12 protein-coding genes and 1 pseudogene are annotated in these 14,322 nt (G+C 68.0%); 6 read left to right on the top strand and 7 right to left on the bottom strand.

The features are described 5' to 3' along the window. Nucleotides 1-2: 2 nt before the first annotated feature. Entirely contained in the window at nt 3-761 is a 759-nt protein-coding gene (locus ASE78_RS14310) for a DeoR/GlpR family DNA-binding transcription regulator (RefSeq protein WP_056498024.1), read from the bottom strand. A gap of 216 nt (nt 762-977) precedes the next feature. Here ASE78_RS14310 and ASE78_RS14305 point away from each other — a divergent pair, with 216 nt between their 5' ends. From ASE78_RS14305 to ASE78_RS14295, 3 genes are all read left to right on the top strand, one after another. Then, the gene (locus ASE78_RS14305; protein WP_056498023.1) at nt 978-3,782 is read left to right on the top strand and encodes a TonB-dependent receptor; all 2,805 of its coding nucleotides are present in this window, start codon (nt 978-980) and stop codon (nt 3,780-3,782) included. A gap of 246 nt (nt 3,783-4,028) precedes the next feature. After that, nucleotides 4,029-5,171, top strand: a complete 1,143-nt coding sequence (locus ASE78_RS14300) for a histidine-type phosphatase (protein ID WP_235515084.1) — start codon at nt 4,029-4,031, stop codon at nt 5,169-5,171. Nucleotides 5,172-5,184: 13 nt separating this feature from the next. After that, nucleotides 5,185-5,727 carry a gamma carbonic anhydrase family protein gene (locus ASE78_RS14295; RefSeq protein ID WP_056498021.1) on the top strand — a complete coding sequence of 181 codons (543 nt, stop codon included), beginning with the start codon at nt 5,185-5,187 and terminating at the stop codon, nt 5,725-5,727. Here the strand turns inward: ASE78_RS14295 and ASE78_RS14290 are convergent. After that, nucleotides 5,724-7,241 (bottom strand): UxaA family hydrolase, encoded by a 1,518-nt coding sequence (locus ASE78_RS14290; protein WP_056498020.1) that lies wholly within the window; start codon nt 7,239-7,241, stop codon nt 5,724-5,726. The genes ASE78_RS14295 and ASE78_RS14290 overlap by 4 nt on opposite strands. A 68-nt stretch (nt 7,242-7,309) precedes the next feature. Here ASE78_RS14290 and uxaC point away from each other — a divergent pair, with 68 nt between their 5' ends. From uxaC to ASE78_RS14280, 3 genes and pseudogenes are all read left to right on the top strand, one after another. Next, nucleotides 7,310-8,719 carry a glucuronate isomerase gene (uxaC, locus tag ASE78_RS14285; RefSeq protein ID WP_056498170.1) on the top strand — a complete coding sequence of 470 codons (1,410 nt, stop codon included), beginning with the start codon at nt 7,310-7,312 and terminating at the stop codon, nt 8,717-8,719. 35 nt (nt 8,720-8,754) lie between these two features. Further along, nucleotides 8,755-8,989: pseudogene (locus tag ASE78_RS19630) on the top strand (mannitol dehydrogenase family protein); the annotation flags it as partial. A gap of 1 nt (nt 8,990) precedes the next feature. Then, nucleotides 8,991-10,107, top strand: a 1,117-nt coding sequence (locus ASE78_RS14280; RefSeq protein WP_235515082.1) for a mannitol dehydrogenase family protein, incomplete at its 5' end; no start/stop codon positions are given. A gap of 122 nt (nt 10,108-10,229) precedes the next feature. Here ASE78_RS14280 and ASE78_RS14275 read toward each other — a convergent pair. The 5 genes from ASE78_RS14275 to ASE78_RS14255 form a co-directional block, all read right to left on the bottom strand. Continuing rightward, on the bottom strand, nt 10,230-12,083 hold the full coding sequence (locus tag ASE78_RS14275) for a methyl-accepting chemotaxis protein (protein WP_056498019.1): 1,854 nt from the start codon (nt 12,081-12,083) through the stop codon (nt 10,230-10,232). A gap of 79 nt (nt 12,084-12,162) precedes the next feature. Continuing rightward, complete coding sequence (locus tag ASE78_RS14270) at nt 12,163-12,408, bottom strand: hypothetical protein (protein WP_230769594.1); 246 nt, start codon at nt 12,406-12,408, stop codon at nt 12,163-12,165. A gap of 44 nt (nt 12,409-12,452) precedes the next feature. Then, nucleotides 12,453-13,436: a chemotaxis protein CheB gene (locus ASE78_RS14265; protein ID WP_268795719.1), complete on the bottom strand. Its 984-nt coding sequence runs from the start codon at nt 13,434-13,436 to the stop codon at nt 12,453-12,455. A gap of 58 nt (nt 13,437-13,494) precedes the next feature. Then, nucleotides 13,495-13,935 carry a chemotaxis protein CheW gene (locus ASE78_RS14260; protein ID WP_055759248.1) on the bottom strand — a complete coding sequence of 147 codons (441 nt, stop codon included), beginning with the start codon at nt 13,933-13,935 and terminating at the stop codon, nt 13,495-13,497. Nucleotides 13,936-13,956: 21 nt separating this feature from the next. Next, on the bottom strand, nt 13,957-14,319 hold the full coding sequence (locus ASE78_RS14255; protein ID WP_055759251.1) for a response regulator: 363 nt from the start codon (nt 14,317-14,319) through the stop codon (nt 13,957-13,959). Nucleotides 14,320-14,322 lie beyond the last annotated feature (3 nt).

The following is a 14,322-nucleotide window of genomic DNA, read 5'->3' as shown; positions in this document are numbered from 1 at the left end:
GGTCAGTCGCAGGTGATCCAGTCGACACCGGCGGCGGCGGTGGCATAGGCCGGATCGATCGGCCGGTCGGTGACGATCCGGTCGATGTCGGCGAAGGTGGCGACCGCGACCACGCTGGTCCGGTCGAATTTCGACGCATCGAGCGCCATGGTGACGAAGCGCGACTGGGCGATCATCTGTCGGCACAGCGCGCCTTCGCCGACGTGATAGTCGGTGAAGCCGGTCGCGGTATCGACCGATTCGGTCGAGACGATCGCGGCGGCGGGCCGGAACTGCGCCAGATAGGCACGCGCCGTTTCGTCGAAGAACGCGCGGTAGCGATCGTCCAGCTCGCCCGCCGCCAGATACAGCCGGTTGCCGCTGCGCCCGCCCAACTCCGCCGCCACGTCGAGCGCGTTGGTGACGATGGTCAGGTCGCGCTTGCCCTTCAGCGCCTGCGCGACGTGGAACGCGGTCGAGCTGGCATCGAGATAGAGCGAATCGCCATCGGCCACCCCGCGCGCGATGGCGGCGGCGATGCGTTGCTTGGCGGCGGCATTGCGGTGGAGCCGCGCCTCGAACGGGCCTTCCTCGACCGACTTCGCCAGCCGGGCACCGCCATGGATGCGCTCGATCAGCCCGTCGCTCTCCAGCAGCCGCAATTCGCGCCGCACCGTCTCGTCGGACACCGCCAGCACCTGCGCCAGCCCGTGGATGCCCATTGCATCACCCTGCGCGAGCAGGTCGAGGATTTCCTGGCGGCGGTCGCGGCGCTTCATCATCGGTGTCCAGCATATCGCCTACATGGTCGAGCGCAACCGCCATGTGGCAATATCATCAATATATCATCGGCAATCCCCGCCATTCCCACAAATACCGATGGTATTTTTGTATACCAACGTTGTTTCGTCACAAAAACTACGCAAACGAGCGTTAGGCGCGCCATCCAACGGGGAACAGCCCCGGCATCCCAGACATAGTCCCGAGGGGGGAAATCCATGACGTCGTTCCAACCGTCGCCGGTACGCCGGCAGCGCGCCCATGCGCTTGTCCTGTCGACCGGCGTCGCCATCGCCGCGCTGACGCTGCCGGCCGTCGCCTTCGCGCAGGAGGCGTCGCCCGCCACCGCCGAGGCGAGCGCGCAGACCGCCAGCGAATCGCTGACCGACGACATCGTCGTCAACGGCCGTCGCCAGCGCAGCGCGCTGAACGAGGAACAGGCCGCGATCGGCACGATCGACATCGTGACCACCGGCGACGTCGCGATCCATTCGCAGACCAACATCGCCGATCTCGCCAAGCAGATGCCCGGCATCTCGGTCAGCCGCGATCAGGGCCGCAACCAGAGCGCGACCGGCGAAGCCCAGTTCGTCACCATTCGCGGCTTCGACACCGGCTACAACGCCTATACCCTCGATGGCTTACGCCTGCCGCAGACGGCGGGCAGCAGCCGTGCGATCTCGCTCAACCTCTTCTCGCCGTTCGCGATCGGCGGGATCGCCGCCGACAAGACGCCGGGCGCCGCCAAGGATGCCGACAGCATCGCCGGCATCATCGACCTGCGCACCCCGACCGCGTTCGATTTCGCGCAGAGCTTCACCCGCGCCCGCGTGCTGGGCCAGGTTGCCGGCCTCGCGCTCGACCGCGAGCAGGAAGCGTTCGGTGGCGCGATCGGCATCGACGCCGCGCGCCGGTTCGGCACCGATGACCAGTTCGGCGTGTATCTGGCAGGCTATTTCGAGGAGCGCGGCAACGCCGCCGAATCGACGGCGGTGCAGAGCGATTACCAGACGACCAATTTCGATGTCGGCACCGCGCGCGACAATCCCAACGCATTGTCGGCCAATGGCGTGCAGTGGAACTTCTACAACAACAAGATCAAGCGCTATGGCGCGACCGGATCGCTCGATTTCCGGAGCGAGGCGATCGAACTGTACGGCCGCGTGAATTATGCGACCTATCTGAACACCAATACGATGAACCAGACCGGCCTGCGCAACGAGACGACCAGCGGCCAGTCGAGCGGCAACCCGTTGCGGACGCTGCGCAACGGCAGCACGACCCGTGCCTATAACGCGGCGGGGATCTACAACCCGCAGGGTATCAATCCGGCCAGCTATTTCCGCACCGAGGATGTCGAGCAGGAACTGTTCTCGGCACAGGTCGGCGCGAAGACGCATTGGGACGGTTTCTTCGCGAACCTCGAAGGGGCCTATGCCGACGGGCGTTTCGATCAGCCGACCCGGATCGAGGCGGCGTTCCGCGGCATCGCGTACAACGGCGCGACCGGAAATACCGGTGCCGCGACCGAAGGCGTCAACGTCGACCTGTCGAACCGCAAGTCGCCGCGTCCGGTGCTGTCGAACGGCGCGATCGCCTATGTCTCCTCGCTCGACCGGCCGACGCAGCTCTATGTCCAGAGCGGCTATGACTATCTGAACGAGGTGAAGAAGACCGCCAAGGCCAGCATCGGCTGGGACGGCGACGGCTTTCTCGGCCATGTCGAGGTCGGCGGGCTGTACGAGGATTCGGACCGCAAGGGCCGCAACCTCGCGCCGGACAATACCCGCTACCGCTTCCTGACGCCGTTGCAGTCGGGCACGGTGCAGGGACCGTCGATCAACCAGTATCTGGGGTATGTGCTCAAGGACTTCCTCGATTATTATCCCGCGCGACCGCTGAAAGTGCTGTCGCGCGCGCAGCTCGACGCGCAGGTGCGCGACTATGTGCCGCTGATCCCGGTGTCGGCCACGACGATCAACCAGGGGCTGCTCGACGGCAACGAGAAGCGCAAGGCGCTCTATGCCACGGCCACGCTGAAACTGGGCGCGCTCGAAGTGATGCCGGGCGTGCGCTATGAGGACAATGGCTTCCGGGCGACCTATTATCTGAACGACGCCGACGGCGCGCGCTTCATCTCGGCCGGTCGTGATTACGATCATGTCGATCCCAGCGTGCTGGCGGCGTGGAAGCCGAACGACCGCATCGTGGTGCGCGGTGCCGCGCGGTCGAGCTATGCGCGGCCATCGTTCGACCTGATCGCCGGTCCGACGCGGATCACCCGCGATCCGGGCCGCAACAACGCGATCATCGCGATCAGCCAGCCCAATCCCGACCTGAAGCCGGTATCGGCATGGAGCTATGACGTCGGCGTCGACTATTACGGCGGCGTCGGCCGTTATTTCCAGCTTGCCGGCTACTATAAGGATCTGTCGAACTTCGTCGTGAACACCGCGACGCGCACGGCGGGCGAAACGATCGACGGCATCACCTATACCCGCCCGATCAACGGCGGCGGCGGCAAGGCCAAAGGCGTCGAGGCATCGGGCCGCTTCACCGTCGGCGACATGGTCGGATCGGCCTTTCTCGGTAATTTCGGCGTGGGCGGCAACGTCACCTATCAGCAGACCGAGGCGTCCTATGTCATCCCGCTGAACGGCGTGCGCACCACGCGCACCAGCGCGCTGCCGCAGGCACCCGACCTGATCTACAATGCCGAGGTGTTCTATGCCGGCGGCGCGTTCCGCACCAACCTGTGGTACAACTACACCGGAAAGATCCTGGCGGCGGTGCAGGACAGCCAGCCCGACATCTATGTCCAGCCGGTGGGCGAGCTGAACTTCGGCGCGGCGTATGAAGTCACCGACAATCTGGAAATCGGCGTGTCGGCGCGCAACCTGCTCGACCAGCACAGCTATTGGGCGACGGTCGGAAAGAGCGAGCGCTATATCTCGAACGATCGCAACGGCGGCTATCTCAAGACCGGCCGGGTGTTCCAGTTCAGCCTGACGATGAAGATGTAAGGGTCTGTCTGGAAACTCGCGGAAGCGCGAGTTTCGTGGCGGTTCCGGCCCGCTCCCCCTCCCATCCACCCACACGATACACTCGATGGGTGGATGGGAGGGGGAGCGGGCCGGAACCGGAAAAATGCGTTTCGACGCATTTTCAAACAGTCTCTAAGCCTGTGCGTCCTCCCGGCTCGCGCCGGGAGGACGCAACGAGAAGGAAGTTTCCCGATGCCGTTCCGCTCCGCCGTCGTACTCGGTGCCATGTTGGCGATTGCCCCATCGCCGGTCGCCGCCAAGGGCAGCACGATCGAGCGGGTCGTGCTGCTGATGCGGCACGGCGTTCGTGCGCCGATCGACGATGAGGCACCCGCCGACACCCGCGTTGACGATCGCTGGCCCGGCTGGCCAGTGGCGGCGGAGCATCTGACGCCGCATGGCGCGGCGGCAATCCGCCAGATCGGTCGCCATGACCGGCGCTGGCTGACGACGACCGGCTGCCCTGCGCCCGGCGACGTGCGCATCTGGACCAATACCGCCGAGCGGACGATCGCCACCGGCCGCGCCTATGCCGAGGGCCTTGCTCCCGGCTGCGCGCTGCCGGTCGGCCATCTGACCGCGGCGCAGGTCGATCCGCTGTTCGAACCGCTGCGTGCCGGGGCCACCGCGTTCGATGCGGGGCAGGCGGTGGCGGCGATCACCGCCTATACCGGTGGCGTGAACGCGCTGACCGCGCGCCATGCCGGCGCGATCCGCGACCTCGACCGCGTGCTCGGCTGCGGTAGCCCCACCGGATGCAGCACGCCCGGCCCGGCGACGCTCAAGCCCAGCGCGAACGGGCGGGGAATCGAGTTCACCGGCCCGATCCGCGCGACCTCGGGCACGGCGCAGGTGATCCTGCTGCAATATGCCGAGGGCATGCCGATCCGCGACGTCGGTTTCGGTCGCGCCGATGCCGCGACGATCCGGCGGATCGGCGCGCTCCATGCCGCGCTGTTCGACGTGTTCACCCGCAGCCCGTATATGGCGGCGCATCAGGCCGGGCCGATCGGCGCGCATATGCTGGCGACGCTCGGGGCGTCCGACGGACCCAAGCTGGAGGCACTGATCGGCCACGACACCAACGTCACCGCGCTGGGTGCGGCGCTCGGCGTCGATCTCGACGCGCCGGGGTTTGCGCGCAACGACGTGGCTCCAGGCGGGGCATTGGTGTTCACCCGCCGTCGCGATGCGCGCGGCAGCTTCGTGACGCTGTCGTACCGGGTGCAGCCGCTCGACGTGATCCGCTCGGGCGGAGCAGTCGTCGTCGACCGGCCGTTGCCGATCCCCGGCTGCGCGAAGCGTTGTTCGGTCGAGCGGTTCGACTTGCTGCTGCGCGCGAAGCTCGCCCCGGTGATCGCGCGGTGATAGCATCGCCGCCATGCCTTGCTATGCCCTCGCCGATGCCGTCCCCGATCTCGCCGCCGATGCGTGGGTCGCGCCGTCGGCCGATCTGATCGGCGCGGTGCGACTGGGCGCGCAGGCCAGCGTGTGGTTCGGCGCGACGATCCGCGCCGACAATGGCCCGATCATCGTTGGCGCGCGCAGCAACGTGCAGGACGGCGCGGTGCTGCACGGCGATCCCGGCGCGCCCCTGACGTTGGGCGAGGATTGCACCATCGGCCACCGCGCGATCCTGCATGGCTGCACCATCGGCGACCGCGTGCTGATCGGCATGGGCGCGACGATCCTGAACCATGCGGTGATCGCCGACGATTGCGTGGTGGGGGCCGGCGCGCTGGTAACGGAGGGCAAGAGCTTTCCGCCCGGCAGCCTGATCGTAGGCAGCCCGGCGCGGGCGGTGCGGATGCTGACCGACGAACAGCTTGCCGGGTTGAGGCTGTCGGCGGCGGTCTATGTGGCGAAGGCGGCGCAGTATGGTGGGGAACTGCGGCCCATAGCCGACACGTCACCCCGATCCTAAAGCGTAACCCCCGACTTCCAGATGCCGATCGCGCGTTCGTCGTTCGTTTCGTTGCGCGCGGGTTCGCCCGAGGCGACCGCGACGATCCGGGCGAGCAGCGCGTCGGCCGCCGCGTCCTGCCCGTCGTCGAGCACGGTGGCGGCGTCGAAATCGATCCAGCCCGACTTGCGCGTCGCAAGATCATGGTTGGTCGCGATCTTCATCGTCGGCACGGGCGAGCCGAGCGGCGTGCCGCGTCCGGTCGAGAACAGCGTGATCGTCGCCCCTGCCGCCGCCAGCGCGGTAGTCGACACCGCATCATTGCCCGGTGCATCGACCACCGACAGCCCCGACCGGCGCACCGCCTCACCATAATCGAGCACGTCGCTTACCCGTGCGACGCCGCCCTTCTGCACCGCGCCCAGCGACTTTTCCTCCAGCGTGGTGATGCCGCCCGCGATGTTGCCGGGGCTGGGGTTTTCCGACACCGGCTCGCCGTGATCGAGGAAATAGCGTTTGAAGCGGTTCGTCACCTCGACCAGCCGGTCGAACACGCCCTCGTCGGTGCAGCGCGCCATCAGCAACCGCTCCGCGCCGAAGATTTCGGGGATTTCGGTCATCAGGACGGTGCCGCCGGCGGCCGCTACCCGGTCGGTCATCCGCCCGATCAGCGGATTGGCGGTGAGGCCGCTCATCGAATCCGACCCGCCGCACTTCACCCCCAGCCGCAGCGCCGACAGCGGCACCGGCCGGCGCTCGCACACCGCCGCCTCAACCAGCGTATCGACCGCCGCCAGCCCCTCGGCGAATTCGTCGCCGCTTGCCTGCGCGCGGACATGGGCGACCTTGGCGCGTACCGTGTCGGGCATCCGCGCCAGCATCGCGTCGAGCTGGTTCGATTCGCAGCCCAGCCCGAGCAACAGCACGCCCCCGGCATTGGGGTTGGCCGCCAGCGCCGCGAGGATCGCCCCGGTGCGGTTGAGATCGTCGCCCAATTGCGAACAGCCGAACGGGTGGTTGAACGCATGCACGCCATCGATCCGCCCGGCATGGCGCGGCCCCGCCGCTGCCGCGATCCGCTCGCCCAGCCGGCCGACGCAGCCGACCGTCGGCAGGATCCAGATTTCGTTGCGGGTGGCGACGCTGCCATCGGCGCGGACATAGCCCATGAAGCCCGGCTCGCGGCGCACCGGCACCGCTTCGGCTGCGACCGGTTCGTAGCGATAGGCATCCTCGCCACTGAGCGCGGTGCGGACGTTATGGACATGGACATGTTCGCCGACCGCGATCGGTTGGCGGGCAAGGCCGATCGGCGCGCGATAGCGGCGCACCGGCGCCCCTTGCGCCACGGCGCGTACCGCGATCTTGTGCCCGGCGGGAATCGCGTCGCGGGCGATAACGATAATATCGTCGACCGCCACGGCATCGCCCGCCTCGACCGGAGCGAGCAGGACGGCGACGTCGTCATCGCCGTCGACCCGGACCGATCGGGCGGGGGCAGGGCGGGAATCGGCGGTGAACAGGATTTCGAGCATGAGGCTGAAATAGTCTGTTGCCACCGTTGGCACAATGCCGCATCGGGCATTGGCAAAAGGAGAGTATGATGCCTGCCCTGCTGCTCGACCCCGATCGCCTGTTCCCCGCCGATCCGACGACGCGGAGCCTCGCACGCGAACTCTACGCCGAAATCCGCGACCTACCGATCGTCAGCCCGCACGGTCATACCGACCCGTCGTGGTTCGCGACCGACCGGCCGTGGCGCGATGCGACCGAGCTGCTGCTCTCGCCCGACCATTATATCTTTCGGATGCTCTACAGCCAGGGCATCGCGCTCGACGATGTGGCGGTGCCGCGTCGCGACGGCAGCATCACCGCCGATCCGCGCGCGGCATGGCGCGTGTTCGCCGCGCACCAGCATCTGTTCCGCGGCACGCCGTCGCGGTTGTGGCTCGACCATGTGTTCGGCGAGGTGTTCGGCTTTGACGAAGCGCTGACCACCGCCAATGCTGACACCTATTTCGACCGGATCGGCGACCTGCTCGCCAGCGACGCCTATCGCCCGCGCGCGTTGTTCGACCGGTTCGGCATCGAACTGATCGCGACGACCGAAGGCGCGGACGACCCGCTGCTCCACCACCGCGCCATTCGGGAAAGCGGCTGGGGCGGGCGTGTCGTCACCGCCTATCGCCCCGATGCGGTGATCGATTGCGAGCATGAGGCATTCCGCCCCGCGCTGCTGAAATTCGCCGACCTGACCGGCGAGGATGTCCATGACTGGCGGGGGTATCTGACCGCCCACGCCAAGCGGCGGCAAGATTTCATCGCCGCCGGCGCGACCTCGACCGATCACGGCCATCCGACGGCACGCACCGCCAACCTGTCGACGGCGCAGGCCGAGGCGTTGTTCGCCAAGGTGATCGGCGGCACCGCCGACGCCGCTGATGCCGAGCTGTTCCGCGCGCAGATGCTGACCGAAATGGCGCGCATGTCGATCGACGACGGGCTGGTGATGCAGATCCACCCAGGATCGTTCCGCAACCATAATCGCGGACTGTTCGACGCCTATGGCCGCGACAAGGGTGCCGACATCCCGACGCGGACCGATTATGTCGCGGCGTTGAAGCCGATGCTCGACGTGGTCGGCACCAGCACCGAACTGACGATCATCCTCTTCACCCTCGACGAAACGACCTATGCCCGCGAACTGGCCCCGCTGGCGGGCCATTATCCGTGTCTGCGGCTGGGGCCGGCATGGTGGTTCCACGACAGCCCGGAGGGCATGCGCCGTTTCCGCGAGATGACGACCGAGACGGCCGGTTTCTACAACACCGTCGGTTTCAACGACGATACGCGCGCCTTCCTGTCGATCCCGGCGCGGCACGACGTCGCCCGCCGCGTCGATTGCGCGTTCCTTGCCCGGCTGGTCGCCGAACACCGGCTGGCGCTCGACGAGGCGCATGCGGTCGCGCACGACCTGACCTATGCCCTCGTCAAACAGGCGTACAAGCTGTGAAACTGTCGAACGCCACGCTGGCGCAGGCCGCGCCGATGGTCGCGCGGCCGGACTATGACCGGACCGCATTGACGCCCGGCATCGTCCACATCGGTCCCGGCGCATTCCACCGCGCGCATCAGGCGGCCTATGTCGATGCGATCCTCAAGGCCGATCCGCGCTGGGCGATCAGCGCGGTCGCGCTGAACTCGACCAGTGTCGCCGAAGCGCTCGGGCCGCAGGACGGGCTCTACACGCTGGCGCTGCTCGACAGCGACACGCGGTTCCGCGNGACCGCGCACCGCCGCGACGCGCTGCTGTCGCGGCTCGCCGCGCCGACGACGCGGCTGGTGACGACGACCGTGACCGAAAAGGGCTATCACCTGACCGGCGATGGTGCGCTCGATCTCGACGCGCCGGCGATCGTGCGCGAACTCGATGGGGCGGAGCCGTCGACGCTGTCGGGCTGGCTCGTTGCCGGCCTGGCGGCACGGCGGGCGAGCGGCGGGGGCGCGATCACGCTGCTGTCATGCGACAATCTGGCGGACAACGGTCATCGCTTCCGCCGGTCGGTGCGCGATCTCGCCGCCGCGCGCGATCCCGATCTGGCGATGTGGATCGACGACAACGTCCGCTTCCCCTGCGCGATGGTCGATTCGATCACCCCTGCGACCGACGATGCCCTGCGCGACACCGTCCGCGCCGCGACGGGCCTCGACGATGCGTGGCCGATCCAGCGCGAGGCGTTCGCGCAATGGGTGATCGAGGATGATTTCGCCGGCGACCGGCCGCCGTTCGACCTGGCCGGCGTCCAGTTCACCCGCGACGTGCGCGGTTTCGAGAATGCGAAGCTGCGGCTGCTGAACGGGGCGCATTCGACGCTCGCCTATGTCGGATTGCTGCTGGGCCTAGGCACGGTGCGCGACGCGATGCGCGACGCGGCGCTTGCCGGGTTCGTCGAACGGCTGATGCGTGAGGATATTGCGCCGTCGATCGTGCCACTCGCCGAAATGGACCTGTCCGCCTATATCGCGGCGGTGCTCGGGCGGTTCGCCAATCCGGCGATCGCGCACCAACTGGCGCAGATCGCGTGGGACGGGTCGCAGAAGCTGCCCTATCGCCTGCTCGACACGGTGCGCGATGCCCGTGCGGCGGGGCGTAGCGTCACGCGGCTGGCGGTGCCGATCGCGGCGTGGTTCCGCTTCCTCGAACTGCGCAAGGCCAGCGGCGAGACGCTGGTCGATCCGCGCGGGGATGCGCTGCTTGCACGCGCCGGCGATGTCGATGCGCTGCTGGCGATGCGCGACATCTTCGGCGATCTGGGCGACGATACGGCGTTCGCCGACGCGGTACGCCAGGCGTATGCCGCGCTGGCACCGGGCGGGAACGTGCGCGGCGCGTTGATCTGATCGAAACGAGCCGGGGCGGAGTGCCCCGGCTCGTCAATCCGTTACCATTAATTCGACTGCATCGAAACGTCGCCTCAGCGAAGGCTGGGATGACGTCTGTTCCAATGCGGATGGATCCACCGTCAGAAGCTGCTCCAGTCGTCCTCGTCGGCCTTGATCGCCGTGTTGCCGCGCACCGGCCGGGCCACGCGCTTTGGCGGCGGCGGCGGCGCCATCGGCCGTGTCGCCCGCAACGGGACGACCTGCGCGACGGGGGCTGTCGGGGCAGGGGCGTCGTCGACCACGAAGCGGCCGACCTGCGCGTCGAGCGTCGCGGTTTCGTCACCCAGCGCGCCGACCGCCGCGTTGATCTCCTCGATCATCGCCGCGTTCGACTGGGTCACGCTGTCCATCTCGCCGATCGCGGTGTTGATCTGCTGGATGGTCGCCGCCTGTTCCGACGCGCTGCCGGCGATGGCGGTGACGAAGGTCGCGATCTGGTTGATGTCGGTGGCGATGCCGCGCAGCGATTCGTCGGTCTGCCGGGCGAGGTCGACGCCGTTGCGCACCCGTCCGACCGTGGCGGTGATCCGCTGGTTGATGTCACGCGCCGCATCGGCCGATCGCTCGGCCAGCGCGCGCACTTCGGACGCGACGACCGCAAAGCCCTTGCCGGCGTCGCCCGCGCGGGCCGCCTCGACCCCGGCGTTCAGCGCCAGCAGGTTGGTCTGGAACGACAGCCCGTCGATCAGCGAGATGATCTCGGCGATCTCGTTCGACGACCGTTCGATGTCGCCGATCGCGGCAACGGTGCGTCGGACGATCTCCTCGCTTTCCTTCACATCCTCGCGCGCCTTGCCGGCCACGTCCTGCGCGCTGCGGGCCTGCACCGCATTCTCGCGCACCGTGTCCGACATCTCGTTGATCGCGGCGGATGTTTCCTCAAGGCTCGCGGCCTGTTGCTCGGCACGGCGGGCGAGGTCGTCGGTCGCCGCCTGCATCTCGGCAGTGTTCTCGACGATGCCGCTGGTGCCGTCGCGCACGCTGGCGATCGCCTGGCCGAGCTGTGCGACCGATGCGTTAAAGTCGCGCTCCAGCGTGGCATAGGCCGGCGGGAAGCCGTGCAGCCGCGCGCGCAGGTCGAAGGCGGAAAGGCGGGCGAGCGCCGCGCCGACCCGGTCGACGACCAGTTGCTGTTCGGCGTCGGCCTGCGCCTTGGCGACGGCGGCGTCGCGGAACACCAGCACCGCGCGCGACATCGCGCCGATCTCGTCGCCCCGCGTGGCATCGGCCACCGCGACGCCGTGATCGCCGGTCGCCAGTGCCTCCATCTCGTCGGTCAGCCGCACGATCGGCCGGGCGAGCGAGCGCGCCAGCAGGATCGACAGCACGATCGTCGCCGCGACCAGCGCGATGCCGCCGACCAGCAGCGTGAGCATGCCGGTGTGCATCGCTTCGGTACGGGCCAGGCGGACCTGCTGCATCGTCGCGCCCTGCGCATCGCGTACCGCGTGCAGCGGCGGGGTGACGGTGTCCACCCAGAAGCGCACCGCCCATTCGTTGCGGCCGAGCAGCAGGCGCCGCCCCGCTTCGCGGTCGGTGCGGGCGAGCGCGATCACCGGATCGATCAACTGCCGCCGCCATTCGTCCATCCGCTGCCGGGTTTCGACGATGTCGCGCTGTGCCGTGGCGTCCCCCGCCAGCAACTGGCCAAGCGTGTCGGCGGCCTTGCGCTCGCGGTCGACCGCCTCGCGGTAATCGGCGATATTCTGCGGATCGCCGGCGATGATGAAGCCGCGCATCTGGCTGTTCTGTGCGAGCATCGCGGCTTCCATCGCCTGCGCCTCGCTATGGATGTCCTGGGCGCGGACGCTGTCGGCGCTGGTCGTCCCGATCCGGTCGAGCGCCCACCACAGGATGCCGATCATCAAAAGGACGCTGAGCGTCAGGACGCCGAACGCGCCGGCGATGCGCTTGCCGATGGGTAACGATTGCATTTGGATGGTGGCCCCCGGTGTAAAAACCCCTCGATTCTTCCCCGGCGTAGCGCGTCAATCTTCACAGCGGGTTAAACGGTCAGCCGCCGACACCGTCCATCCGCCGCAACAATCGCTGCCGCATCTCGTCCAGCGTCACCGCGTTCACCGCCGCCGGCGCGTCCGGCCCGGCGCGCAGCAGGTCGGCGATCGCCAACTGCATCTGCGTCACCCGGTCGACTTCCTGCAGGCTGGTCAGGTGGCGACGCAGCGTCACCTCGTCGCTGGCAAGATCATAGGCGAGGTCGGCCAGCCGCTGCGAGGCGAGCAGCAGTTCGTCGGCCATGGCCAGCGCCAGCGTGTCCCGCTCGCAGCGGGGGGCGGGGGGCGTTACCGCGAGCATAGTTTGAGCACCGCCTGCGCCAGCGCATCGCGCGCCACCGGTTGCGACACCATGCCGCGCGCGAGGACATGGCCGCCGCCCGCCGCCGGCGCGATGGTGTAGCCGCCCGCCGCTGTCATCGCCTTCACCCCGCCGCCACCGTCCTCGCTGCCGTCGATCAGCAGCGTACCAACCACGTCGGTGCCCGCCGCCTTGGCGGCGGAGGCGAACAGCAGCGAGATCGACGGCCGCTCGCCCGCCACCGGATCGCGCGCGAGCAGTCGGACGCGCCCGTTCGGCCACGCATCGACGATCAGGTGATGATCGCCCGGCGGCGCGAAATAGAGCGTGCCCTGCTCGATCGCCATGCCATCGGCGGCGACCGTCACCTTGGGCGCGATCTGCTGTCCCAGCTTGGCGACCATGCTGTCGAGCAGGCCGGGCGCCAGATGCTGGACGATCAGCACCGGCGGGCAGTTCGCCGGAAAGGCGGTGAACATCTCGAACATCGCGGCGGTGCTCGACGCATCGCCGCCGACCACGACCAGCCGGCCGTTCCAGTCGATCGGCGCGACCTTCGTCACCGCGGCGGCCGGACGGACGGCCTTGAGCTCCATGTTGCGCGCCTGTTTGATCCGCTTGCCAAGCCGCGCGATGATCGCGTCCAGTTCGGCCGGCGCGGCGACGCGCGGTTTGGGGAAACAGTCGATCGCGCCCAGCCGGAGCGCCTCGATCGATTCGGACGCACCGTCGGTGGTGCGGGTCGAGAACATGATGACCGGCATCGGCCGCCGCTCCATCACTTCGGCCAGATAGTCGATCCCGCTCATTCCCGGCATCTCGACGTCCAGCGTCATGACGTGGGGGCGTAAGCTCTCCATCATCTCGCGTGCCTCCGCTGCGCCGTCGGCCAGTCCGACGACCTCCACTCCGGCAATCCTCTCCAGCGCCCCGGCGATCAGGGCGCGCATGGTCAGTGAATCATCGACCACGATTACTTTGGTTGTTACGGGCACAGGCCGAACCTTCGGCGAAAGAGGAATGACGGGGTCAGGCGGCGTCCGCCATTGCCACCGGCTCGACCAGCCGGTCGAGTGCGAGCACCAGGATCATGCGGTCGTCGATCGTCGCCAGCCCTTCGAGGAAGCGCGACGCTTCGGTATCGCCCATGTCGGGAAGCGGTTGCATCGCTTCGGGCGCGACGGTGACGATGTCGTTCACCGCATCGACGATCACCCCCTGCAACTGCTGGCCGATGCGGACCACGATGATGACGTGGCGTGCGGTCGGATCGGTCGTGCCCCATCCCAGCCGGCAACGCAGGTCCAGTACCGGCAGCACCACCCCGCGCAGGTTCACCACGCCGCGCACATGCGCCGGCACGTTGGGCAGCGGCGTCGCCGGCGACCATGCGCGGATTTCGCGGATCGCCATGATGTCGACGCCGAGAATCTGCTCGCCGAGCTGGAAGGTGATGAGTTGACGGGACATGGCGGACCTCGCGGGGTTGGATCAGTGCAGCACGCGGCGGATCGCCGCGGCCAGCTTGTCGGGGTTGAACGGCTTGACGATCCATCCGGTCGCGCCGGCGGCACGCGCGCGCGCCTTCTTGTCGTCGGAGCTTTCGGTGGTCAGCACCAGGATGGGCAGGCTGCTGCGGCCCTGTCCACGCACCTCGGCGATCAGGCCGAAGCCGTCCATCCGCGGCATGTTGATGTCGGTGATGAGCAGATCGGGTTCGACCCCGCCCAGCGTTTCGAGCGCATGGACGCCGTCCTCCGCCTCGATCACGCGATAGCCGAGATCGGTCAGCGCGATACGTAGCAGCATGCGCATACTAGGGGAATCATCAACGGTCATAATGGTCTTGTTCATTGT

Source organism: Sphingomonas sp. Leaf25, assembly GCF_001421635.1.
In the GTDB taxonomy this organism is placed as follows: Bacteria; Pseudomonadota; Alphaproteobacteria; order Sphingomonadales; family Sphingomonadaceae; genus Sphingomonas.
This window is presented reverse-complemented; position numbering and strand designations above follow the sequence as displayed.